Origin of the sequence: Micrococcus sp. SL257 (genome assembly GCF_026625585.1) — a bacterium.
Classification (GTDB): domain Bacteria; phylum Actinomycetota; class Actinomycetes; order Actinomycetales; family Micrococcaceae; genus Micrococcus; species Micrococcus luteus.
Genome location: NZ_CP113053.1, coordinates 1287682 through 1311505 on the forward strand (window position 1 = coordinate 1287682; position 23824 = coordinate 1311505).

At 69.4% G+C, this 23824-nt stretch carries 13 protein-coding genes, 3 rRNA genes and 1 pseudogene; 13 read left to right on the plus strand and 4 right to left on the minus strand.

The genetic code is table 11. The features are described from left to right. The first annotated feature begins 49 nt into the window (after positions 1 to 49). From tyrS to OVA32_RS06105, 12 genes and pseudogenes are all read left to right on the plus strand, one after another. The gene (tyrS, locus tag OVA32_RS06050; RefSeq protein WP_041105139.1) at positions 50 to 1393 is read left to right on the plus strand and encodes a tyrosine--tRNA ligase; all 1344 of its coding nucleotides are present in this window, start codon (positions 50 to 52) and stop codon (positions 1391 to 1393) included. 782 nt (positions 1394 to 2175) lie between these two features. Further along, positions 2176 to 3698 (plus strand): 16S ribosomal RNA (locus tag OVA32_RS06055). A gap of 439 nt (positions 3699 to 4137) precedes the next feature. Beyond that, a 23S ribosomal RNA gene (locus OVA32_RS06060) occupies positions 4138 to 7229 on the plus strand. A gap of 193 nt (positions 7230 to 7422) precedes the next feature. Next, positions 7423 to 7539, plus strand: a 5S ribosomal RNA gene (gene rrf / locus OVA32_RS06065). Together the 16S, 23S and 5S rRNA genes form the textbook arrangement of a ribosomal RNA operon. A 519-nt stretch (positions 7540 to 8058) precedes the next feature. Then, positions 8059 to 8961: a hypothetical protein gene (locus tag OVA32_RS06070; protein WP_230594554.1), complete on the plus strand. Its 903-nt coding sequence runs from the start codon at positions 8059 to 8061 to the stop codon at positions 8959 to 8961. Next, the gene (locus tag OVA32_RS06075; protein WP_052520132.1) at positions 8958 to 9788 is read left to right on the plus strand and encodes an HAD-IIA family hydrolase; all 831 of its coding nucleotides are present in this window, start codon (positions 8958 to 8960) and stop codon (positions 9786 to 9788) included. Before OVA32_RS06070 ends, OVA32_RS06075 begins: the two co-directional genes overlap by 4 nt. Beyond that, a complete protein-coding gene (locus tag OVA32_RS06080) occupies positions 9781 to 10623 on the plus strand; it encodes a TlyA family RNA methyltransferase (protein WP_041105368.1) in 843 nt (280 codons plus the stop codon). The genes OVA32_RS06075 and OVA32_RS06080 overlap by 8 nt, the downstream gene beginning before the upstream one ends. 122 nt (positions 10624 to 10745) lie before the next feature. Continuing rightward, positions 10746 to 11833 (plus strand): annotated as a pseudogene (locus OVA32_RS06085) (NAD kinase). Then, positions 11830 to 13572, plus strand: coding sequence for a DNA repair protein RecN (gene recN / locus OVA32_RS06090; protein WP_036383274.1), 1743 nt, complete (start codon positions 11830 to 11832; stop codon positions 13570 to 13572). The pseudogene OVA32_RS06085 and the gene recN overlap by 4 nt, the downstream one beginning before the upstream one ends. A 41-nt stretch (positions 13573 to 13613) precedes the next feature. Continuing rightward, positions 13614 to 14321, plus strand: a complete 708-nt coding sequence (locus OVA32_RS06095; protein WP_041102685.1) for an NUDIX domain-containing protein — start codon at positions 13614 to 13616, stop codon at positions 14319 to 14321. Further along, positions 14318 to 15334: a site-specific tyrosine recombinase XerD gene (gene xerD / locus OVA32_RS06100; RefSeq protein ID WP_036315732.1), complete on the plus strand. Its 1017-nt coding sequence runs from the start codon at positions 14318 to 14320 to the stop codon at positions 15332 to 15334. The genes OVA32_RS06095 and xerD overlap by 4 nt, the downstream gene beginning before the upstream one ends. Before the next feature lie 9 nt (positions 15335 to 15343). Beyond that, positions 15344 to 17053 carry a CTP synthase gene (locus tag OVA32_RS06105; RefSeq protein ID WP_080695883.1) on the plus strand — a complete coding sequence of 570 codons (1710 nt, stop codon included), beginning with the start codon at positions 15344 to 15346 and terminating at the stop codon, positions 17051 to 17053. Positions 17054 to 17298: 245 nt separating this feature from the next. Here OVA32_RS06105 and OVA32_RS06110 read toward each other — a convergent pair whose 3' ends face one another. From OVA32_RS06110 to OVA32_RS06125, 4 genes are read right to left on the minus strand one after another with little or no spacing between them, the layout of a single operon-like run. Then, positions 17299 to 18444 carry a bifunctional 2-methylcitrate synthase/citrate synthase gene (locus OVA32_RS06110; RefSeq protein WP_036315727.1) on the minus strand — a complete coding sequence of 382 codons (1146 nt, stop codon included), beginning with the start codon at positions 18442 to 18444 and terminating at the stop codon, positions 17299 to 17301. 56 nt (positions 18445 to 18500) lie between these two features. Next, on the minus strand, positions 18501 to 19439 hold the full coding sequence (gene prpB, locus OVA32_RS06115) for a methylisocitrate lyase (protein ID WP_036315724.1): 939 nt from the start codon (positions 19437 to 19439) through the stop codon (positions 18501 to 18503). Continuing rightward, positions 19439 to 20965 (minus strand): MmgE/PrpD family protein, encoded by a 1527-nt coding sequence (locus OVA32_RS06120; RefSeq protein WP_036315722.1) that lies wholly within the window; start codon positions 20963 to 20965, stop codon positions 19439 to 19441. The genes prpB and OVA32_RS06120 overlap by 1 nt, the downstream gene beginning before the upstream one ends. Continuing rightward, positions 20962 to 21651, minus strand: coding sequence for a GntR family transcriptional regulator (locus OVA32_RS06125; RefSeq protein ID WP_020628108.1), 690 nt, complete (start codon positions 21649 to 21651; stop codon positions 20962 to 20964). Before OVA32_RS06125 ends, OVA32_RS06120 begins: the two co-directional genes overlap by 4 nt. Positions 21652 to 21867: 216 nt before the next feature. On the opposite strand from OVA32_RS06125, the gene OVA32_RS06130 reads away from it, so the two are divergent. Continuing rightward, complete coding sequence (locus tag OVA32_RS06130; protein ID WP_036315720.1) at positions 21868 to 23823, plus strand: AMP-binding protein; 1956 nt, start codon at positions 21868 to 21870, stop codon at positions 23821 to 23823. Position 23824 lies beyond the last annotated feature (1 nt).

Consider the following 23824-nt stretch of genomic DNA (forward strand, 5'->3'; position numbering starts at 1 on the left):
CGTGCGCGGCGTCGCGGAGGCGCGCGGGCGCGTCGCTAGGCTGGGGGCTATGGCACCCCAGAACGAGGAGCGCGCGGCCCGACTGCGCGCACAGGCGAACGACCCGAGCTTCGAGAACGTCTGGCAGGAGCTGCGCTGGCGCGGGCTCGTGCACGTCTCGACGGACGAGGCCGCGCTGGAACAGGCGCTGGCCGGGGAGCCCGTCTCGTATTACTGCGGCTTCGACCCGACCGCTCCGTCTCTCCACCTGGGACACCTGGTCCAGCTGCTCACCCTGCGCCGCCTGCAGCTCGCCGGCCACCGCCCGTATGCCCTCGTGGGCGGCGCCACCGGCCTCATCGGCGACCCGCGGCAGACCTCGGAGCGCGTCCTGAACTCGCAGGAGACCGTGGCGGCGTGGGTGGAGTCGCTGCGCGCGCAGATCGAGCCGTACCTCTCCTTCGAGGGGGAGAACGCGGCGACCATGGTCAACAACCTGGACTGGACCGCGGGCATGAGCGCGCTGGACTTCCTGCGGGACGTCGGCAAGAACTTCCGCGTCGGCACGATGGTGAAGAAGGAGATCGTGGCCAAGCGCCTGAACTCTGATGAGGGCATCTCCTACACGGAGTTCTCCTACCAGGTGCTGCAGGGCAACGACTTCCTCGAGCTGCACCGCCGGCACGGCGTGACCCTCCAGACCGGCGGCTCCGACCAGTGGGGCAACCTCACCGCCGGCACCGAGCTGATCCGCAAGGTGGAGGGGACCCACGCCCATGCGCTGGGCACGCCGCTGATCACGAACGCGGACGGCACCAAGTTCGGCAAGTCCGAGGGCAACGCCGTCTGGCTCGACGCGGAGATGTGCTCCCCGTACGCCTTCTACCAGTTCTGGCTCAACACGGCGGACGCGGACGTCGTCGACCGGCTCAAGGTCTTCACGTTCCTGACCCGCGCGGAGATCGAGGAGTACGCGCAGAAGGTGGCCGACGAGCCGTTCCGCCGGGAGGCCCAGAAGCGCCTGGCGTGGGAGGTCACAGCGCTGGCCCATGGAGAGGAGACGACGACGAAGGTCATCGAGGCCTCCCAGGCCGTGTTCGGAGGCGGCGACCTCACCACCGTGGATCCGGACACGCTGACCGCCGTGCTGGCCGAGCTGCCGCAGGCCGACCGGACCCAGTGGGAGGGGGAGCCGGGCACCGTGACCGCGGTCGAGCTGCTGGTCTCCACCGGGCTGGTCGCCTCGCGCTCCGAGGCGCGTCGGACGGTGCGCGACGGCGGCGCGTCGGTGAACAACGTGCGGGTGACGGATGCCGACCAGGTGTTCACCCGAGACGACGCCTTCGCCGGCCGGCACCTGCTGGTGCGCCGGGGCAAGAAGAACATGGCGGGTGCGGACCTGGGGGAGGCCTGACCACGGCCGCAGACCACCGGTGTCCACCGGGTCGCCAGAAGTGACCGAGGACACGACGGGCGGCGACGGCGGAGGAACCGCCCACGGGAGGAGCACAGGGCCCCGTTCTCCGCAGGATTCTGCGGAGAACGGGGCCCTTTTTCATGCGTGGCCGCCGGGTGTCACCCCTGATTTTGTGTTCGGTGGGATTCGTGTGTAGAGTTCCATCTCGTGCTCAAGACGCCGACCGGGTGACCGGGAGGCGGGGTGAAGAACACAGAATCCGCGGATTCATGCCGAGAATGGCAGGTCCAGGGCGGGTGGTGCTCACCGGGTGCGCGGCCGGCAGTGATGCGGGTCGGGATTCCTGAAGAAGATGATCTGGTTTGACAGCCGGGGATCATGTGGTAAGCTTTTCGAGGCCTTCCACGTGGATGGTCCGGTGAGTGTCTGACACCGCGTTGAGCGGAGTTGACATGGTCGGATCATGTGGTAAGGTTTTCTAGCCCGGCCATGTGAACGGACGGTGAATGCTTCGGACACGGAGTTGACACGGTCGAAACGGATGGTCTAGGATGGAGAAGTTGCTCCAGAGCGAAACGGCCCGCGGAGCGGGTCGCTGAAGCTGGAAGCGCCTGTTGTTTGAGAACTCAATAGTGTGCCAAGTTTGTTGATGCCAATTGTTTTAACACATATTGGTTGATCATCGCCTGCCACCCCCGTGGTGTGGTGATGGTTTGCTAGGTATTGAATGGATGTCGTGGTGGTTATTTCCGGCTGCCACGGTGTTGTTCTGTAATTTTTTTACGGAGAGTTTGATCCTGGCTCAGGATGAACGCTGGCGGCGTGCTTAACACATGCAAGTCGAACGATGAAGCCCAGCTTGCTGGGTGGATTAGTGGCGAACGGGTGAGTAACACGTGAGTAACCTGCCCTTAACTCTGGGATAAGCCTGGGAAACTGGGTCTAATACCGGATAGGAGCGTCCACCGCATGGTGGGTGTTGGAAAGATTTATCGGTTTTGGATGGACTCGCGGCCTATCAGCTTGTTGGTGAGGTAATGGCTCACCAAGGCGACGACGGGTAGCCGGCCTGAGAGGGTGACCGGCCACACTGGGACTGAGACACGGCCCAGACTCCTACGGGAGGCAGCAGTGGGGAATATTGCACAATGGGCGCAAGCCTGATGCAGCGACGCCGCGTGAGGGATGACGGCCTTCGGGTTGTAAACCTCTTTCAGTAGGGAAGAAGCGAAAGTGACGGTACCTGCAGAAGAAGCACCGGCTAACTACGTGCCAGCAGCCGCGGTAATACGTAGGGTGCGAGCGTTATCCGGAATTATTGGGCGTAAAGAGCTCGTAGGCGGTTTGTCGCGTCTGTCGTGAAAGTCCGGGGCTTAACCCCGGATCTGCGGTGGGTACGGGCAGACTAGAGTGCAGTAGGGGAGACTGGAATTCCTGGTGTAGCGGTGGAATGCGCAGATATCAGGAGGAACACCGATGGCGAAGGCAGGTCTCTGGGCTGTAACTGACGCTGAGGAGCGAAAGCATGGGGAGCGAACAGGATTAGATACCCTGGTAGTCCATGCCGTAAACGTTGGGCACTAGGTGTGGGGACCATTCCACGGTTTCCGCGCCGCAGCTAACGCATTAAGTGCCCCGCCTGGGGAGTACGGCCGCAAGGCTAAAACTCAAAGGAATTGACGGGGGCCCGCACAAGCGGCGGAGCATGCGGATTAATTCGATGCAACGCGAAGAACCTTACCAAGGCTTGACATGTTCTCGATCGCCGTAGAGATACGGTTTCCCCTTTGGGGCGGGTTCACAGGTGGTGCATGGTTGTCGTCAGCTCGTGTCGTGAGATGTTGGGTTAAGTCCCGCAACGAGCGCAACCCTCGTTCCATGTTGCCAGCACGTAATGGTGGGGACTCATGGGAGACTGCCGGGGTCAACTCGGAGGAAGGTGAGGACGACGTCAAATCATCATGCCCCTTATGTCTTGGGCTTCACGCATGCTACAATGGCCGGTACAATGGGTTGCGATACTGTGAGGTGGAGCTAATCCCAAAAAGCCGGTCTCAGTTCGGATTGGGGTCTGCAACTCGACCCCATGAAGTCGGAGTCGCTAGTAATCGCAGATCAGCAACGCTGCGGTGAATACGTTCCCGGGCCTTGTACACACCGCCCGTCAAGTCACGAAAGTTGGTAACACCCGAAGCCGGTGGCCTAACCCTTGTGGGGGGAGCCGTCGAAGGTGGGACCAGCGATTGGGACTAAGTCGTAACAAGGTAGCCGTACCGGAAGGTGCGGCTGGATCACCTCCTTTCTAAGGAGCATTAGTGCCCGTTGCATCACCGCGTGTGTGATGGCGGGTTGCTCATGGGTGGAACATCAATGAATGGTGCCAGTGGTGGTGCCGGCAGTGCTCGAGTACGTCATGCCTTTGCGGGTGTGGTTGGAATGGGTGGTGTTGGTGGCTGCGAGCTGGTGTTGGCACACTGTTGGGTCCTGGAACAGCAGGCACCCTGATCTGTGAGGGTTGGGGTTGTTGTTTCTGGTCTCCGTATCTTGTGAAGCTGGCCTTGTGGGTTGGTGGATGGGGTGTGGGTTGTTGTTTGAGAACTGCATAGTGGACGCGAGCATCTTATTTTTTTTGTTGCTGCATCGTTGATCGCACTGTCCCCCCTGGGGTGGTGTGTGAGGTGTGGTGATGCCGAGAATGACATCTTAGTTAGATATTGCTCATTTGAGGACTTTCATTGTGTGTGAAAGTTTCCAAGGGCGCATGGTGGATGCCTTGGCAACAGGAGCCGAAGAAGGACGTGGGAATCTGCGATAAGCCTGGTGGAGTCGATAACCGGACGTTGAGACCAGGATTTCCGAATGGGGAAACCCCGCACGACGTGTCGTGTGACCCCCGGTTGAACACATAGACCGGGTGGAGGGAACGTGGGGAAGTGAAACATCTCAGTACCCACAGGAAGAGAAAACAAAAGTGATTCCGTTAGTAGTGGCGAGCGAACGCGGATGGGGCTAAACCGTATGTGTGTGATACCCGGCAGGGGTTGCATGTGCGGTGTTGTGGGCCCCTCCTTGTCATGTCTGCCGGCATGGCGCAGTGAGGTGCGGGCATATAGACGAACCAGTGTGGATGCTGGACCGTAGAGGGTGAGAGTCCCGTAGTCGAAATGTGTTCCGCCGCTGTTGGGGGGTTGCCCGAGTAGCACGGGGCCCGAGGAATCCCGTGTGAATCTGCCAGGACCACCTGGTAAGCCTGAATACTACCTGTTGACCGATAGCGGATCAGTACCGTGAGGGAATGGTGAAAAGTACCCCGGGAGGGGAGTGAAATAGTACCTGAAACCATGTGCCTACAAACCGTTGGAGCCTCCTTGTGGGGTGACAGCGTGCCTTTTGAAGAATGAGCCTGCGAGTTAGTGATACGTGGCGAGGTTAACCCGTGTGGGGAAGCCGTAGCGAAAGCGAGTCTGAATAGGGCGATTGAGTCGCGTGTCCTAGACCCGAAGCGGAGTGATCTACCCATGGCCAGGTTGAAGCGCGTGTAAGAGCGCGTGGAGGACCGAACCCACTTCAGTTGAAAATGGAGGGGATGAGCTGTGGGTAGGGGTGAAAGGCCAATCAAACTCCGTGATAGCTGGTTCTCCCCGAAATGCATTTAGGTGCAGCGTCACGTGTTTCTTCCCGGAGGTAGAGCTACTGGATGGACGATGGGCCCTACAAGGTTACTGACTTCAGCCAAACTCCGAATGCCGGGAAGTGAGAGCGTGGCAGTGAGACTGTGGGGGATAAGCTTCATAGTCGAGAGGGAAACAGCCCAGACCACCGGTTAAGGCCCCTAAGCGTGTGCTAAGTGGGAAAGGATGTGGAGTTGCTGAGACAACCAGGAGGTTGGCTTAGAAGCAGCCACCCTTGAAAGAGTGCGTAATAGCTCACTGGTCAAGTGATTCCGCGCCGACAATGTAGCGGGGCTCAAGTACACCGCCGAAACCGTGGCATTCAGTTTTGCTGGATGGGTAGGGGAGCGTCGTTCACGAGGTGAAGCCAGCGGGTAACTTCTGGTGGATTGTGGACGAGTGAGAATGCAGGCATGAGTAGCGAAAGACGGGTGAGAAACCCGTCCGCCGGATGACTAAGGGTTCCAGGGTCAAGCTAATCTGCCCTGGGTAAGTCGGGACCTAAGGCGAGGCCGACAGGCGTAGTCGATGGACAACGGGTTGATATTCCCGTACCAGTGAAGAACCGTCCATGTTGAGCCGGTGATACTAACCGCCCGAACCATCCCGAACCCCGTTTTTGACGGGGTCGGTGATGGGGAGCGCGGGACCTGAACCGGGGAGGCAAGCGCATTAACGGGTGTGACGCAGGAAGGTAGCCGGGCCGGGCAATGGAAATGACCTGGTCTAAGGGTGTAGGGCTGCCGGTAGGTAAATCCGCCGGCTGTATGCCTGAGACCTGATGGGCGCCCACATGGTGGGTGATCCGGTGATCCTATGCTGCCTAGAAAAGCATCGGCGCGAGGTTCAAACTGCCCGTACCCTAAACCGACACAGGTGGTCAGGTAGAGAATACCAAGGCGATCGAGAGAATCATGGTTAAGGAACTCGGCAAAATGCCCCCGTAACTTCGGGAGAAGGGGGGCCCCAACCTTGAGCACCACGTGCTGGTGTGAGGGGATCGGGGCCGCAGAGACCAGGGGGAAGCGACTGTTTATCAAAAACACAGGTCCATGCGAAGTCGTAAGACGATGTATATGGACTGACTCCTGCCCGGTGCTGGAAGGTTAAGGGGACCCGTTAGCTTCGGCGAAGCGGAGAACTTAAGCCCCAGTAAACGGCGGTGGTAACTATAACCATCCTAAGGTAGCGAAATTCCTTGTCGGGTAAGTTCCGACCTGCACGAATGGAGTAACGACTTCCCCGCTGTCTCAACCATGAACTCGGCGAAATTGCATTACGAGTAAAGATGCTCGTTACGCGCAGAAGGACGGAAAGACCCCGTGACCTTTACTATAGTTTGGTATTGGTATTCGGTGTGACTTGTGTAGGATAGGTGGGAGACTGTGAAGCGGGCACGCCAGTGTTCGTGGAGTCGCCGTTGAAATACCACTCTGGTCACTCTGGATATCTAACTTCGGCCCGTGATCCGGGTCAGGGACAGTGCCTGATGGGTAGTTTAACTGGGGCGGTTGCCTCCCAAAATGTAACGGAGGCGCCCAAAGGTTCCCTCAGCCTGGTTGGCAATCAGGTGTCGAGTGCAAGTGCACAAGGGAGCTTGACTGTGAGAGTGGCAGCTCGAGCAGGGACGAAAGTCGGGACTAGTGATCCGGCGGCTCGTTGTGGAACGGCCGTCGCTCAACGGATAAAAGGTACCTCGGGGATAACAGGCTGATCTTGCCCAAGAGTCCATATCGACGGCATGGTTTGGCACCTCGATGTCGGCTCGTCGCATCCTGGGGCTGGAGTAGGTCCCAAGGGTTGGGCTGTTCGCCCATTAAAGCGGTACGCGAGCTGGGTTCAGAACGTCGTGAGACAGTTCGGTCCCTATCCTCTGCGCGCGTTGGAAATTTGAGAAGGTCTGTCCTTAGTACGAGAGGACCGGGACGGACGAACCTCTGGTATGTCAGTTGTACCGCCAGGTGCATGGCTGATTAGCTACGTTCGGGATGGATAACCGCTGAAAGCATCTAAGCGGGAAGCCGGCTTCGAGATGAGATTTCCTTGCCCCTTTGAGGGTGTGAGGCCCCCAGCTAGAACACTGGGTTGATAGGCTGGATGTGGAAGCGAGGACTGAAGACTCGTGAAGCTGACCAGTACTAATAGGCCGATGACTTACACACACTCTTATCCTATTGCTTGCTTCAAGGTGATGGGTGGGTGTTCGCGTCCACTGTGCGGTTGTCTGATTGCAACCGGCTGTCTGCTTGTTGGTGGGTGGTTGAGGTGTTTTGAGTTGAATAGTGTCACTGTTGTGTGACCCGTTAGGTTTCCCTGCTGTTGCCCGTGTTGAGGGTGGTGGTGTGGGGTTAGGGTTACGGCGGTCATAGCGTGGGGGAAACGCCCGGTTCCATTCCGAACCCGGAAGCTAAGGCCCACAGCGCCGATGGTACTGCAGCCGGGAGGTTGTGGGAGAGTAGGTCGCCGCCGGACATTCTTTGAGGGAGGGCCTCGCACCGTTGGGTGCGAGGCCCTTCCCGCATTTCTGGACTGCTTTCCCCGCAAGGACGGTCTGCCACAGGCTCCGGGCACTAGCCTGGTCCCCTGAGGACCCGGCCGCGAGGCCGGCACATGAGGAACAGAGACCGCGTTCCCGCGGACCGTCGCGGCGTGACGCCCAGGAAGGACACCATGGCTGAGGACACCCCCCGAGAGCGCCGCGAGGACCGCGGATCCGAGGGCCGCGGGCCCCGTGGTGGCGGTGATGGCCGGCGTCGTGGCGGTGACCGCGACGGACGTCCTCGCAGCGGTGCCGGTGACCGGCGCCGCTCCGGCGGGCCTCACGAGGACCGGCGGCGCGGCCCGGGCCAGGGGGGCGGACGCCCCGAGCGCCGCGGTGCGCCGACGGGCTCTCGTCGCGAGGACCGCGCCGAACGACCCGCGCACAATCCCGGTGACCTCCGAGCGGCGAACCGTGCGGACCAGGAGCGCTCTCCCGACATCGACCCGGACGTGACGGGCCAGGAGCTCGACCGCGGCACGCTCAAGGAGATCAACGGGCTTGACGAGCGTCCTGCCAGCTGGGTCGCCAAGCACCTCGTGATGGCTGGCCGCTACCTGGACGTCGACCCGGCGCTGGCGTTCCAGCACGCCCTCGCCGCGTCCCGCAAGGGCGGCCGCCTCTCACGCGTGCGCGAGGCCGTCGCGCTCACCGCCTACGCGGCGGGGGAGTACGCCGACGCGCTGCGCGAGTTCCGCACCTACCGGCGCATGACGGGCGACGACACCCACATCGCCGCGCAGGTGGACAGCGAGCGTGCCCTCGGCCGCACGGAGAAGGCCCTGCAGCTGGCCGCCGAGGTGGATGCCTCGCGTCTGGACCGGGCGGCGCGGGCCGAGCTGGCCATGGTCGTCTCCGGCATCCGCGAGGACGCCGGCGACCTCCAGGGCGCCCATGAGGCCCTGCAGATCCCGGAACTGGACCGTCGGCGCGGTTACCCCTTCTCTCCCCGGCTGTTTCAGCGTCAGGCCGACGTGCTGCTCGCCCTGGGGCGCCGCGAGGAGGCTCGGCTCTGGGCGCGCGCCGTGCGCGTCGCGGAGAAGGCCCTCGGCGTGGGCGGGTTCGCGGACCCGGAGATCATCGACGTGGACACCGAGCCGGTCGAGGACCCCCGGGACCGCCGCCCGTCCCCCCGCGAACGGCGCCATGAGCGGTATGCGGCCGAGGCCGGTGCGGAGGCGACGGCGGACGGATCCCCGGCCGAGGAGCCGGAGTCCGTCACGGAGCCGACCGAGGCGCCCCGGCAGGAGGCCAGCGCGGAGCCGCCGGCCGCCGTCGACGCCCCGGACGAGGTCGACCCGAACCAGCTGTCGCTGTTCGACGACCTCGAGGCCCCGGAGGCAGACGAGCGGTGAGCACCACGTTCTTCGACGGTCACGACGGGCTGCTGTGCGACCTGGACGGCGTCGTGTACGCCGGAGACGGTGCGATCGCCGGGGCGGTCGAGACGCTGTCGACGCTGCAGGAACGCGGCGTGCCGGTCGGGTTCGTGACGAACAACGCCTCTCGCGCGCCGGAGTCCGTGGCCGAGCATCTCCGCACGCTCGGGGTGCCCGCGGAGGCGGGGCAGGTCTTCGGCTCCGCACCGGCGGGCGTCGACCTGCTCGAGGAGACGCTCGGCCGCCGGACCGGCCGGGTGCTCGTGGTCGGCTCGGCGTACCTGCGCGCCGTGGTCGAGGAGCGGGGCTACGAGGTGGTCGCGTCCGCGGCGCAGTGTCCCGACGCGGTGATCCAGGGCTTCGACCCCGGTCTCGGCTGGGCCGATCTGGCGGAGGCCGCGTACGCCGTGCGCGCCGGGGCCACCTGGGTCGCCACCAACCTGGACACCTCGATCCCGCGCGCGGAGGGGATCGCCCCCGGCAACGGGGCCCTCGTCGAGGCGGTGGGCCGGGCCACCGGCACCGCGCCCGTCGCGGCGGGCAAGCCCGAGCCGCGACTGTTCCGGACGGCGGCCGAGGCCCTCGGCCTGGCCCGTCCCCTCGTGGTCGGCGACCGTCTGGACACGGACATCCGCGGCGGCAACGCGGCGGGCTTCGACACGGTGCTCGTCCTGACCGGCATCGACACGCGCGAGACCGCGGCCGCCGCCCCCGGGCCGGACCGGCCCACGTGGGTCCGCGCGCACCTGCCCGCTCTGCTCGGCGGCGGTGCCGAGACCTCCGCCGACCCGCGGCGTGGCTGAGACCGCACGCGCCGACGTCGCCCTGGCCGCCCGTGGCCTGGCCCGCTCCCGCACGGAGGGCGCGGCGCTCATCCGCGCGGGGCAGGTCCTCCTCGACGGCCGCCCGGTGCGCCGGCCCTCCGACCGCGTGGCCGCCGACGCCACGCTGCGCCTGCGCGACCCGGGCCCGCGGTACGTCTCCCGCGCGGCCCACAAGCTCGTCAGCGCGCTCGAGGCGTTCCCGGACGTCGCCGTGGCCGGCCGCCAGGCGCTCGACGCCGGGGCCTCCACCGGCGGATTCACCCAGGTCCTCCTCGAGCGGGGCGCCGAACGGGTGGCCGCCGTGGACGTGGGCCACGACCAGCTGGCCCCGACCGTCCGGGCCGACCCCCGCGTCCTCGTGCGCGAGGGGCTCAACGTCCGCGACCTCAGGGCCGAGGACATCGACGGTCCGGTGGACCTGGTGGTCTCCGACCTGTCCTTCATCTCGCTGCGCCTCGTCCTCGCCCCGCTCGCGGGCGTGTGCCGACCCGGCGCGGAGCTGCTGCTCATGGTCAAGCCCCAGTTCGAGGTCGGGCGGCGCGCCCTGCCGCGCTCCGGCGTCGTCACCGATCCGGACGCCCGCCGCGACGCCGTCGCCGGGGTGGCCGCGGCCGCGCTGGGCGCCGGCCTCGCCCCCCGCGGCCTCACCCGATCCGGCCTGGCCGGCCAGGACGGGAACGCCGAGTTCTTCCTGCGGCTCCACCGCCCCGACGCCACCGCGGCCGACGACCCGGCCGGCAGGACGAGCCCGGCCACGCCCGCCGACGAGCGCGCCGCCGGGTGGGTCCGGGGCGCCCACATCGACTGGTCCTGACCCGCGTCCGGGGGGGGGGGGGGGCGCCGCCCGTCCACGGGCGCGGGGCCACCGGTTCGCGTGTCCGATCTCGTGGCTATCCTGGAGCGCAGTGCCCGGCACCCCGGCTCGCGGAAGGAACCATGCCCTACACCCCCGGACGTCGTGTCCTCGTCCTGACCCACACGGGCCGCGAGGACGCCATCAGCGCGGCGCTGCAGGCCACCCGCATGTTCGCGGAGGAGGGCCTGGTCAGCGTCATGCTCGAACAGGACGTGGCCGCCATCCGCGCGGCCGCGGGGGACCCCCGGAGTTCGCGCCGGAGGCCCTCGGGGTCGACTGCGAGCTCGAGGACATCACCCTCGGCCTCGTCCTCGGCGGCGACGGCTCGGTGCTGCGGGCGGCCGACTTCGTCCGCGGCCACAACGTGCCACTGCTGGCGGTGAACCTGGGCCACGTCGGCTTCCTCGCCGAGTCCGAGCGCACCGACCTGCACCGCACCGTCCAGGCGATCGCCTCGGAGTCCTACGTGGTGATCGAGCGCATGGCCCTGGACGTCGTCGTGCTCGTGGAGGGCCGCGAGGTGGCCCGCACGTGGGCCCTCAACGAGGCCTCCGTGGAGAAGTCCCACCGGGAGCGGATGCTCGAGGTGGTCGTCTCCGTGGACAACTCGCCGCTGACGGCCTTCGGCTGCGACGGCGTCGTCCTGGCCACCCCCACCGGCTCCACCGCCTACGCCTTCTCCGGCGGGGGCCCCGTCGTGTGGCCCTCCGTGGAGGCCCTGCTGTGCGTGCCCATCAGCGCCCACGCCCTGTTCACCCGCCCCCTCGTGGTGGGTCCGCGCTCCACGATCGGCGTGGACGTGCTCACCCGCACCCGCGAGACCGGTGTGCTGTGGTGTGACGGCCGGCGCACCGTCGAACTGCCGCCGCAGGCCCGGATCGAGGTGTCCCGGTCGGCGGAGCCGGTGCGCCTGGCCCGTCTCAACCCGACGCCCTTCGCGGAACGGCTCGTGCGCAAGTTCCGGCTGCCCACGGACGGCTGGCGCGGCCCCGTCACCGCCCAGGAGCGGGCGGGCGTGCTCCACGCGGTGGAGACCGTCGAGCCGCGGCACGCGGGGCCGCGTCCCGACGTCGTCGAACCGGCCACCATGCCGCTGTCGGTGCTCTCGCCCGCGGACATCCAGCGCCACCGCGACCGCGGGGCGCGTCACCCCGGGGAGGACGCATGATCGACCATCTGAGGATCTCGGGGCTCGGCGTGATCGGCGAGGCCACCGTGGACCTGGACCCCGGCTTCACCGTCGTCACCGGCGAGACCGGCGCCGGCAAGACCATGGTGGTCACCGCCCTGGGCCTGCTGCTCGGCGCTCGCGCCGACGCGGGCGCGGTCCGCCGGGGCTCGTCCCGTGCCGTCGTGGACGCCGGCGTCCGCCTGCCCGAGGCGCACGCCGCGCTCGCCCTCGCCGAGGACGCCGGGGCCGTGCTGGACGAGGCCGACGAGGGCGTCCGGGAGCTCGTCCTGAGCCGCAGCGTCACGGCGTCTGGGGAGGGGACCCGCTCGCGCGCCGCCGCCGGCGGGCGGACCGTGCCCGTCGGCCTGCTCGCCGAGATCGGGGCGACCCTCGTGGCCGTGCACGGCCAGAACGACCAGGTCCGCCTCCAGGGCGCCGACGCCCAGCGGCACGCCCTCGATGCGTTCGGCGGCGCCGAGCTCGCCGCGGCCCTGCGCGCCTACCGCGCGGACCACGCCGCCTGGACCGCCGCGCGTCGGGAGCGCGAGGAGCTCACCGCCCACCGCCAAGAGCGGGCCCGCGAAGCCGAGGCGCTCCAGCGCTCGCTCGAGGAGATCGACCTCGCCGAGCCGCAGGAGGGCGAGGACGAGGAGCTGCGGGCTCTCATCCGCCGGCTCGAGGACGTCGAGGAGCTGCGCGCCGCCTCCGGGGAGGCACACGCCCGACTGGCCGGCCCCGACGTGGACACGATGGACGAGACCCCCGGCGCCGTCAGCCTCGTGGAGGCGGCGCAGCAGGCCGTGCTCGCCGCCCCCGGCGACGACCCCGAGCTCGCCGCCGCGGCCGCGCGCCTGGCCGAGGCCGCCGTCGTGCTCACGGACATCGCCGGCGACCTGGCCCGCTACACCGCTGACCTGGACGCCGACGCGGCCTCCGACCTCGACGCGGCCCAGTCGCGGCTGGCCGAGCTCACACGACTGCAGCGGCTCTACGGGCCGGAGCTCGCCGACGTGATCGACTGGGCCCGGACCCAGCGTCCGCGCCTGGACGAGCTGCAGGGCGACTCCGGCCGCCTCGAGGAGCTCGAGGCGGAGGTCGACCGGCTCGACGCCGCGCTGCGCGAACGGGCCGCGACCCTCACCGCCCTGCGCACCGCGGCCGCCGAGCGGCTCGAGACCGCGGTGACCGAGGAGCTGCACGCCCTGTTCATGCCGGACGCCTCCTTCCACGTGGGACTGACGCCGGTCGCCGGGGACGGTCTCGGCCCGTACGGCGCTGAGGACGTCACGCTCGCCCTGCGCCCCCACGCGGGCGTCGAGCCCCGGCCCCTGGGCCGCGGCGCCTCCGGCGGCGAGCTCTCCCGCGTGATGCTCGCCCTCGAGGTGGTCCTGGCCGCCACGGACCCGGTGCCCACCTTCGTGTTCGACGAGGTCGACGCCGGCGTGGGCGGTGAGGCCGCCGTGCGGATCGGGGCCCGCCTGGCCCGGCTCGCCCGCCACGTGCAGGTCATCGCCGTGACGCACCTGCCCCAGGTCGCCGCCTACGCGGACCGGCACGTGCGGGTGGAGAAGAACTCGGACCCGGCCGCGGGTGTGACCACCTCCGACGTCGTGACGCTGACGGCCGACGAACGGGTCGAGGAGCTCGCCCGCATGCTCGCCGGGCACGGGGACTCCGCGGCGGCCCGCGAGCACGCCCGGGAGCTGCTCGAGTCCTCCGCCCGCGAACGCGGCTGACCCGGTCCGCGGACGCCGCCCCGACATGAAAGGATCGCCCCATGCCTGAGATCCCCGCGTCCGCGGGACGCTCGCCCCTGCGCGACCTGCACGTCCCCCGCCCGGTGAAGAAGTCGAAGACCGTCTACGAGGGCCGAGTGTGGGACATCGCCCGGGAGTCGTTCCGCCTGGACCCGGCGGACAAGTCCCGGGATCCGCTGACCCGGGAGCTGATGGTGCACCCGGGCGCCGTGGCGATCCTCGCGGTCCGCACCAAGCTCACCACCACCGGCCCCCGCGAGCAGGTGGCCCTCGTCCGCCAGTACCGCCACCCCGTGGGCATGGAGCTGTGGGAGATCCCGGCGGGCCTGCGGGACGTGGACGGGGAGGACCTCCACCAGGTCGCCGTCCGTGAGCTGGCCGAGGAGGCCGACCTGCGCGCCCGCGAGTGGCACACCCTCGTCGACTACTACACGACCCCGGGCGGCTCCAGCGAGGCGATCCGCGTGTTCCTGGCCCGTCAGATCGAGGAGATCCCCGACGGCGAGCGGCACACCCGGCAGGACGAGGAGGCGGCCATGCCGCTCGTGTGGGTCGGCCTCGACGAGGTGACCGACGCCGTCCTGGACGGCCGGGTGCACAACCCGTCCACCGTCGTCGCCGTGCTGGCCCTGGGCGCCCACCGGGCCCAGGGCTGGCGACGCCTGCGTCCCGTGGACGCGCCGTTCGTCCCCGACCGCCACGGCCCCGGGGCGGACTGGCCCGCGTGAGCACCGACCCGGCCGCCCGGGGGAGCGGCGAGGCCGAGGCCCGTGGGAGCCGTGGGGGCCGGGGCGCGGAGTCCGCGCTCGCGGCCCCGTTCCGCCGCCACCTGGAGCACCTGGCCGTCGAGCGGGGCCTCGCCGCGAACACGCTGGCCGCCTACCGCCGCGACCTCGAGCGCTACCGCCGCTGGCTCGAAGCCCACGGGGTGCGCGCCCCCGCCGACGTCGACCCCGGCCACGTCTCCGGCTTCCTGCGGGCGCTGGGCACCGGCGAGGACGGCGGGCGGCCCCTCGCGGTCCGCTCGGCGGCCCGCGTGCTCGCGGCCGTGCGCGGCCTGCACCGGTTCTGGGCCCTCGAGGGACTCACGCCCGCCGACCCCGCCCGCGACGTCCACCCGCCGAAGCCGGGCGACCGCCTGCCGAAGGCGCTCCCCGTGGAGCAGGTGACGGCGCTGCTGGAGGCCGTGCCCGTCGACACCCCCGCCGGACTGCGGGACCGCGCGCTGCTCGAGTTCCTCTACGGCACCGGCGCCCGCATCTCCGAGGTGGTCGGCCTCGACGTCGACGACGTGGTGGGGCTCGCGCAGACCGGGGACGACGGCGGCCAGCCCGTGGTCCGCCTGTTCGGCAAGGGGTCCAAGGAGCGCGTGGTGCCGATCGGCTCCTACGCGGCCGCCGCGCTCGACGCATGGCTGGTGCGGGGACGGCCCACGATCATGACGGGAGTCACACGCTCCACGCCCGCCCTGTTCGTCAACGCCCGCGGGGGCCGGCTCTCCCGGCAGTCCGCGTGGGCCGTGCTGAAGCGGGCGGCCGAGCGCGCCGGCCTCGAGGCGGACGTCTCGCCCCACACCCTGCGCCACTGCTTCGCCACGCACCTGCTGGCCGGCGGCGCGGACGTCCGCGTGGTCCAGGAGCTGCTCGGGCACGCGTCCGTGACCACCACGCAGGTGTACACCCTCGTCACCGTGGACTCCCTGCGCGAGGTCTACTCCGCCGCGCATCCGCGCGCGCGCTGAGCCCCGCACCTGATACGCTCAAAATCCGTGGTGAAACGAACTTCTCGTACTCAGACGTCCACGCGCGTCACCCGTCACGTGTTCGTGACCGGCGGTGTCGCCTCCTCCCTCGGCAAGGGGCTCACGGCCTCCTCGCTCGGCCACCTGCTCAAGGCGCGCGGGCTCAGGGTGGTGATGCAGAAGCTCGACCCCTACCTCAACGTGGACCCGGGCACCATGAACCCGTTCCAGCACGGCGAGGTGTTCGTCACCGAGGACGGCGCCGAGACGGACCTGGACATCGGCCACTACGAGCGCTTCCTCGACGAGGACCTCGACGGCCTGGACAACGTGACCACCGGCCAGGTGTACTCCACCGTGATCGCCCGCGAGCGCCGCGGCGAGTACCTCGGGGACACCGTCCAGGTCATCCCGCACATCACCGACGAGATCTGCCGCCGGATGCGCCTGCCCGCGGAGCCCCGCGGCGACCGCCCCGCCCCGGACGTGATCATCACGGAGATCGGCGGCACCGTCGGCGACATCGAGTCGCAGCCCTTCCTCGAGGCCGCCCGCCAGGTCCGCCAGGACGTCGGCCGCGACGACGTCTTCTTCCTGCACGTCTCCCTCGTGCCGTACATCGGCCCCTCGCAGGAGCTCAAGACCAAGCCCACCCAGCACTCCGTGGCCGCCCTGCGCTCGATCGGCATCCAGCCGGACGCGATCGTGCTGCGCTCGGACCGGGCCGTCCCCGACGATGTCCGCGGCAAGATCGCCCGCATGTGCGACGTCCCGCAGGACGCCGTCGTCAACTGCGCCGACGCCCCCTCCATCTACGACATCCCCCGCGTCATCCATGACCAGGGCCTCGACGCCCACGTGGTGCAGTCCCTGGACCTGAAGTTCAAGGACGTGGACTGGACCGCGTGGGATGCCCTCATGGACGCCGTGCACCACCCGGAGCACGAGCTCACGGTGGCGCTCGTGGGCAAGTACGTGGACCTGCCGGACGCCTACCTGTCCGTCACCGAGGCGCTGCGCGCCGGTGGCTTCGCCCACCGGGCCAAGGTGGGCATCCGCTGGGTGGCCGCGGACGAGTGCGCCACCCCCGAGGGCGCGGCGGTGGCGCTCGCGGACGTCGACGCCGTGTGTGTGCCCGGCGGCTTCGGCGTGCGCGGGCTCGAGGGCAAGCTCGGCGCGCTGCGGCACGCCCGCGAGCAGCGGATCCCGACGCTGGGTCTGTGCCTGGGCCTGCAGTCCATGGTCATCGAGTACGCCCGCAACGTCCTCGGCCTGGAGGACGCGGACTCCACCGAGTTCGACCCGGAGACCGCCTCGCCCGTGATCGCCACCATGGCCGAGCAGGAGCAGATCGTGGCCGGCGAGGGGGACCTCGGCGGCACCATGCGCCTGGGCGCCTTCCCCGCGACCCTGCGCCCGGGCTCCGTGGTGGCCGAGGCCTACGGCACCACCGAGGTGACCGAGCGCCACCGCCACCGCTACGAGGTGAACAACGCCTACCGCGACCGCCTCGAGGAGGCCGGTCTCGCGATCTGCGGCACCTCCCCGGACGGCGCCCTCGTGGAGTTCGTGGAGCTGCCCCGGGACGTGCACCCGTACTACGTGTCCACGCAGGCCCACCCGGAGTTCTCCTCCCGGCCGACCCGCCCGCACCCGCTGTTCGCCGGCCTCGTCGCCGCCGGCCTGGCCCGCCGCGCCGACGCGGCGGCCCGGCGCTGAGGGGCCGACGACCGGCCCGACACAGTGGTCACGACACGCCGTCGCCGCGCCCGGCACGCGGCGTGTCGTGACCACTCTGCGAGGGCGTCGCACCGATGACGACACGACGACGGCGGGCCGCCCCACCCGGGGCGACCCGCCGTCGTCGTGCACGCGGCACCGCGCCGCGAGCGAATGGGGCGACGTGTCGGAGGTGATCTGCGTCTACACCTCCGACAAGTCGCCCCGACCGCCCCTCACGAGGCTCAGCCCGCCGGCAGCTCCCGCTGCTCGGGGCCGTCGTAGGCCGAGAGCGGGCGGATCAGCGCGTTCGCGGCGCGCTGCTCCATGATGTGGGCGGTCCAGCCGGTGATGCGTGAGGCGATGAAGATCGGCGTGAACAGCTCGGTGTCGAAGCCCATGAGGTGATACGTCGGGCCGGCGGGGTAGTCGAGGTTCGGCTTGATCTGCTTGGCCTCGTCCATGGCCTGCTCCAGACCGTCGTACAGGCCGAGCATCTCCTCGCGGCCGTAGTGCTCGATCATCCGGTCCAGTGCGGCCTTCATGGTGGGCACGCGGGAGTCGCCGTTCTTGTAGACGCGGTGGCCGAAGCCCATGACCTTCTTCTTCTGGGCCAGGGCGTCCTCCATCCATGCCTTCGCTCGGGCGGCGGCGTCCTCACGGGACTCCTCCTTCCGGATGCCGATCTCGTCGAAGGTGTGCATCACGGCCTCGTTGGCGCCGCCGTGCAGCGGGCCCTTGAGCGCGCCGATCGCACCGGTCACGGCCGAGTGCAGGTCGGAGAGCGTCGAGGTGATCACGCGCGCGGTGAAGGTCGAGGCGTTGAACGAGTGCTCGGCGTACAGCACCATCGAGACGCGGAACGCGTCCACGACCTCCGGGGCGGCCTCCTCGCCGAACGTCATCCACAGGAAGTTCTGCGAGTAGTCCAGGTCCTCACGCGGCTCCACCACCTCCTGGCCGCGGCGACGGCGCTGGTCGTAGGCGACGACGGCTGGGAACGCCGCGAACAGCGCCTGGGCCTTCTCCAGCTCGGCCTCGGGGGAGGAGTCCTCCGCCTTCGGGTGGTTCGCGCCGAGCACGGACACGGCGGTGCGGCCGACGTCCATGGGGTGGCAGTCGGTGGGCAGCAGGTCGATGGCCTGCTTCACCTTCGGGTCGAGGGCACGGTGGGTGCGCTCGAAGCGCTCGAACGCGGTCAGCTCCTCGTCCGTGGGCAGCTCACCCGTCCAGAGCAGCAGCGCGACGGCCTCGAACGGCAGCTGCGCGGCCAGGTCCTGCACGGGATAGCCGCGATACAGCAGGGAGTTCGTCTCCGGGTTGACCTTGGAGATCGCCGTGGTGTCCACGACGACGCCGGCCAGGCCCTTCTTGATCTCGGTCTCGGTCATGGTGTCCCTCCTCGGGGAGTGGGGCCCGCCCGCGCACGGGCGGGCCCGGTGACGGGTCAGAGGTCGGCGTGGTTGGCGCCGATGTCGAGCGTGGGCACGTCGAAGTTGAAGATGCCCGTGTCGAAGGCGTTGTAGCCCTCGTAGTCCACCAGCTCGTACAGGCGGGCGCGGGTGAGCATCTGCTCCACCTGCGACTGCTGGGTGCCCTCCTCCTTGATGGCGTGGAGCACGCGCTCGGCGGCGCCCATCGCGGAGCGCAGCAGGGTGACCGGGTAGATCACCATCGCGACGCCGGCGTCGGCCAGCTGCCGGCGGGTGAACAGCTCGGACTTGCCGAACTCGGTCATGTTCGCCAGGACCGGGACCCCGAGGGGCTCCAGCTCGCGACACACGGTCTCGAACTCGCCGATGTCCTTCAGGGCCTCCGGGAAGATCGCGTCCGCACCGGCCTCCACGAGCGCCTTCATGCGGGCGATCGCGGCGTCCAGGCCCTCCACGGCACGCAGGTCGGTGCGCGCCATGATGAGGAAGTTCGGGTCCCGGCGGGCATGGACGGCGGCGGCGATGCGCTTGACCGCGGTGTCGAGCTCCACCATGTTCTTGCCGTCGAGGTGGCCGCACCGCTTGGGGTTGAACTGGTCCTCGATGTGGCAGCCGGCCAGGCCGGCGTTCTCGAACTCCTGCACCGTGCGGGCCACGTTCATCGGCTCGCCGAAGCCCGTGTCCGCGTCGATGAGGCACGGCAGGTCCGTGAGGCGGGCGATCTGCCCGCCGCGCACGGCCACCTCGGTGAGCGTGGTCAGCCCGACGTCGGGCAGGCCCAGCTCGTTCGCGAGCACGCCGCCGGAGATGTACACCCCGGGGAAGCCCTTCTCCTGGATCAGCTTGGCGGTCAGCGGGGTGAACGCGCCCGGGAACTGCTGGGCGCCGCCCTGCTTCAGGGTCTGCCGCAGGTCGATCCGCTTCTGTTCGGCCGTCTTCGTCGAGTACAGCATCAGAACAGGCCCTTCGGGGCGGCGGCGAGGTCGGCCTCGGACAGGAACGCCGGGTCCGCCAGGATGTTCAGCTGGTCCAGCTCGCCGGGCTGCAGCTCGGCCACGCGCTCGGCGGCGGCCAGGAAGCGGTCCTGCTCCTCCTTCGAGACGATGCCCTCGGCCAGGGTGCGGAACTTCTGGATGTACTGCTCGCGGGCGAACGGCCGGGCGCCGAGCGGGTGGGCGTCGGCCACGGCGATCTCGTCGGTGATGACGGTGCCGTCCTTGAGGGTGATCTCCACCGCTCCGCCGAACGCCTTCTCCGCGAGGTCCAGCGAGTGGTAGCGGCGGGTCCACTCCGGGTCCTCCACGGTGGTCACCCGGTGCCACAGGGCCACGGTGTCCTCGCGCTGGGCGCGCTCGGGGGCGTAGGAGTCCACGTGGTGCCAGGAGCCGTCCTGCAGGGCCACGGTGAAGATGTAGGGGATCGAGTGGTCGAGGGTCTCGCGCGAGGCCGTCGGATCGTACTTCTGCGGGTCGTTGGCGCCCGAGCCGATCACGTAGTGGGTGTGGTGCGAGGTCTTGATCAGCACCGACTCGACGTTCGCCGGGTCGGTGGCCTCCGGGTGCTCCCTGTGGAGCTTGCGGGCCAGGTCGATCCAGGCCTGGGCCTGGTACTCGGCCGAGTGCTCCTTGGTGTAGGTGTCCAGGATGCCGCGCTTGGGCTCGCCCTGCTCGGGCAGCGGCACCTCGTAGGAGGCGTCCGGGCCGTCCAGCAGCCAGGCGATCACGCCGTCCTCGCCCTCGTAGATCGGGACGGGGGAGGTCTGGCCGCGCATGGCGCGGTCCACGGCCTCGACGGCCATCTTGCCGGCGAACGCCGGGGCGTGGGCCTTCCACGTGGAGATCTCGCCCTTGCGGGACTGGCGGGTGGCGGTGGTGGTGTGCAAGCCCTGGCCGATGGCCTGGAAGATGGTCTCGGTGTCCAGGCCGAGCAGGGTGCCGATGCCGGCGGAGGCGGAGGGGCCGATGTGGGCCACGTGGTCGATCTTGTGGCCGTACAGGTTGATGGACTTCACGAGGTCCACCTGGATCTCGTAGCCGGTGGCGATGCCGCGGATCAGGTCCTTGCCGGAGCGGCCGGTGTGCTGGGCGACGGCGAGGATCGGCGGGATGTTGTCGCCCGGGTGGGAGTACTCGGCGGCCAGGAACGTGTCGTGGTAGTCCAGCTCGCGGACGGCCACGCCGTTGGCCCATGCGGCCCACTCGGGGGAGACCTTCTGCTCCACACCGAACACGGAGGCGCCCGCACCGCCGGTGGAGACCGGGTGGGACAGGGCCTGGGCGCGGGCGGCGACGATCGGGCCGCGCTTCAGCGAGGCGACCGCGACGGAGGCGTTGTCGATGATCCGGTTGATGATCATCTCCTCGACCTCGGGCAGCACCTCGACGTCGTCGACGGCCACCTCGGCCAGCTTCCAGGCCAGCTGGTCCTTGCGCTCGAGGTTCTCCTCGGAGCGGTGCACGCGCACGTGATGGTTCTTCATGGTCGGTCTCCTTCGGTGGGGGTCAGCAGGGTCGGGGTCTCCTCGGCGCGGCCGCGCCGGGTCAGATGGTGGAAGGCGTGGTGCAGGTGGACCCGCGTGGTCGCCTCCGCGAGGTCTGCGGCGCCCGAGCCGACGGCGTCGGCGATGTCCGCGTGCTCCGCGGCGGAGGCCGCGAGGCGGGCCGGGTCGTCCGCGGCCAGTCGGCGCAGGCGCGCCAGGTGCAGGCGCAGGGTGCGCAGGGTGGAGACGAGGTAGGGGTTCGCGGCGGCCTCGTCCAGCCGGCTGTCCAGCTCGGCCGTCATCGCGTAGTAGTCCGCCGGGTCGGTCCCGCCGCGCAGGGCCGCCTCGGCCTCCTGGAAACGGCCCGCGAGGACCGTGAACCGCTCGGCCGCCTCCGGGGTGGCCCGCTGCGCGGCCCGGCGCGCCAGGAGGGACTCGAGGGCGATGCGCAGGTCGAACAGCTGGTCCGCCTGTTCGAGGGACAGGTCGGCGACGACGATGCCCCGGCCCGGGGCCTGCTCGGCCAGGCCGTCGGCCACCAGGCGGGAGAGCGCCTCGCGCAGAGGGGTGCGCGAGATGCCCAGGCGCTCGGCCTGCTCCACCTCGCCCAGGCCCGCGCCCGGAGGGAGGGACCAGTCGAGGATCTCCGCCCTCAGGGCCTGGTACGCCCGCTCACTCGCTCGCATGCCGCCAGTGTATACACAACAGTCCCGCCGAGGGCAGGGGGTGTGTCCGATGCGCGTGCCGGGCGACGCCGTCCACGGGGAGCGTCGTCCGGCGTGCGGGGGCTGGGTGGTGCGTCCCCGGCGCGGGTCTCGCGCGTGCCGCCACGCCTCACTGACGGGGCACGAAATGTATACAGATCCCTTGCCCCCTGTGATCCACGGCACTACCCTGGGCGCATGGCGACCCACGATGCCCCCGCCGAAGACCGCCCCTCCGGCGCGTACGCCGACGCCCACGCCCGCTCCCTCCGCGACCCCGAGGGGTTCTGGCTCGACGCGGCGCGCGCCATCGACTGGACCGTCGCGCCCACGCGCGCCCTCGACGACTCCGCCGCGCCTCTGTACCGCTGGTTCCCGGACGGCGAGCTGAACACCGCCTTCAACTGCCTGGACCGGCACGTCGAGGCGGGCCGCGGGGACGCCGTCGCGCTGATCCACGACTCCGCGATGACCGGTGAGGTCACCCGCTACACGTACGCCGAGCTCACGGACGCGGTGGCCCGCCTGGCCGGCGCCCTGGCCGCGCGCGGCGTCGGCAAGGGCGACCGCGTCCTCGTGTACCTGCCGATGATCCCGCAGGCCCACATCGCGATGCTGGCGTGCGCGCGGCTCGGCGCGGTGCACTCCGTGGTCTTCGGCGGCTTCGCCCCGCGCGAGCTCGCCTCCCGCATCGACGACGCCGCCCCCGACGTCGTGCTCACCTGCTCCGGCGGCATCGAGCCCAAGCGCCGGGTCGAATACCTGCCCGCCGTGGCCGAGGCGCTCGAGACCGCCGCGCACCCCGTGCGCACGGTGCTGGTCCACCACCGCGAGGGCTTCGAGACCGCGCTCGCGGACGCCGACGGGCGCGGGGGCGCGAGCTGGGAGGACTGGGGCGAGGCCGTCGCGGCCGCCGAGCCGGCCGACTGCGTCCCGGTGCAGGCCACCGACCCGCTGTACGTGCTCTACACCTCGGGCACCACGGGCAAGCCGAAGGGCGTCGTCCGGGACAACGGGGGCCACGCCGTCGCCCTGCGCTGGACCATGGAGCACATCTACGACGTCGGTCCGGGGCAGGCGATGTGCACGGCCTCGGACGTGGGCTGGGTCGTGGGGCACTCCTACATCGTCTACGGCCCGCTGCTGGCCGGGGCCACCACGGTCATGTACGAGGGCAAGCCCGTGGGCACGCCCGACGCCGGCGCGTTCTGGCGGCTGATCGAGGACCACGGCGTGCGCTCCTTCTTCACGGCCCCCACGGCGCTGCGCGCGATCCGCCGCGCCGACCCCGAGGGCGAGCTGCTCAAGGACCACGACCTGTCCTCCCTGCGGCACTTCTTCGCCGCGGGCGAGCGCCTGGACCCGGAGACGCAGCGGTGGATCGAGGGCCTGCTGGGCATGCCGGTGATCGACCACTGGTGGCAGACCGAGACCGGGTGGGCTATCGCGGCGAACCCGGTGGGCCTGGAGCAGCTGCCGGTGAAGATCGGCTCGTCCTCGGTGCCCTCGCCGGGCGTCGATCTCGTGGTCCTGGACGGCCTGGGCGAGCCCGTGCCCGCCGGGACCGAGGGCAACATCGCCCTGCGGCTGCCGCTGCCCCCGGGCACCCTGCCCACCCTGTGGGGCGACGACCAGCGCTACATCGACTCCTACCTCAGCGCGTTCCCCGGCCATTACGCGACCGGTGACTCCGGCGTCGTGGACGAGGACGGCTACGTGTTCGTGCTCGGCCGCACCGACGACGTCATCAACGTCTCCGGGCACCGGCTGTCCACGGGCGTCCTCGAGGCCGCCCTGGCCGCCCACCCGGCGGTGGCCGAATGTGCCGTGATCGGCATCGCGGACCCGCTCAAGGGCCAGCGGCCCTCGGGCTACGTGGTCCTCAAGTCCGGCGTCGAGACGCCCGAGGCCGGCTCCGAGGCCGAGGCCGCGCTCCTGGACGAGCTGCGTCAGGCGGTGCGCCGCGAGGTGGGCCCGGTGGCGGACTTCCGCGACGTCGTCGTGGTGGACGCGCTGCCCAAGACCCGCTCGGGCAAGATCCTGCGCAAGACCATGCGGCAGATGGCCGACGGCGAGGAGTACGCGGTGCCCTCGACCATTGAGGACCCCGCCGTGCTCGAGGCCCTGGCCGGGGTGCTGCGCCCGGCCCGCTGAG

Excerpts from the sequence above, each read along its gene's own strand:
- tyrS (WP_041105139.1), top strand. The coding sequence starts at position 50 with ATGGCACCCCAGAACGAGGAGCGCGCGGCCCGACTGCGCGCACAGGCG.
- recN (WP_036383274.1), top strand. The coding sequence starts at position 11,830 with ATGATCGACCATCTGAGGATCTCGGGGCTCGGCGTGATCGGCGAGGCC.
- OVA32_RS06095 (WP_041102685.1), top strand. The coding sequence starts at position 13,614 with ATGCCTGAGATCCCCGCGTCCGCGGGACGCTCGCCCCTGCGCGACCTG.
- OVA32_RS06110 (WP_036315727.1), bottom strand. The coding sequence starts at position 18,444 with ATGACCGAGACCGAGATCAAGAAGGGCCTGGCCGGCGTCGTCGTGGAC.
- prpB (WP_036315724.1), bottom strand. The coding sequence starts at position 19,439 with ATGCTGTACTCGACGAAGACGGCCGAACAGAAGCGGATCGACCTGCGG.
- OVA32_RS06120 (WP_036315722.1), bottom strand. The coding sequence starts at position 20,965 with ATGAAGAACCATCACGTGCGCGTGCACCGCTCCGAGGAGAACCTCGAG.
- OVA32_RS06125 (WP_020628108.1), bottom strand. The coding sequence starts at position 21,651 with ATGCGAGCGAGTGAGCGGGCGTACCAGGCCCTGAGGGCGGAGATCCTC.
- OVA32_RS06130 (WP_036315720.1), top strand. The coding sequence starts at position 21,868 with ATGGCGACCCACGATGCCCCCGCCGAAGACCGCCCCTCCGGCGCGTAC.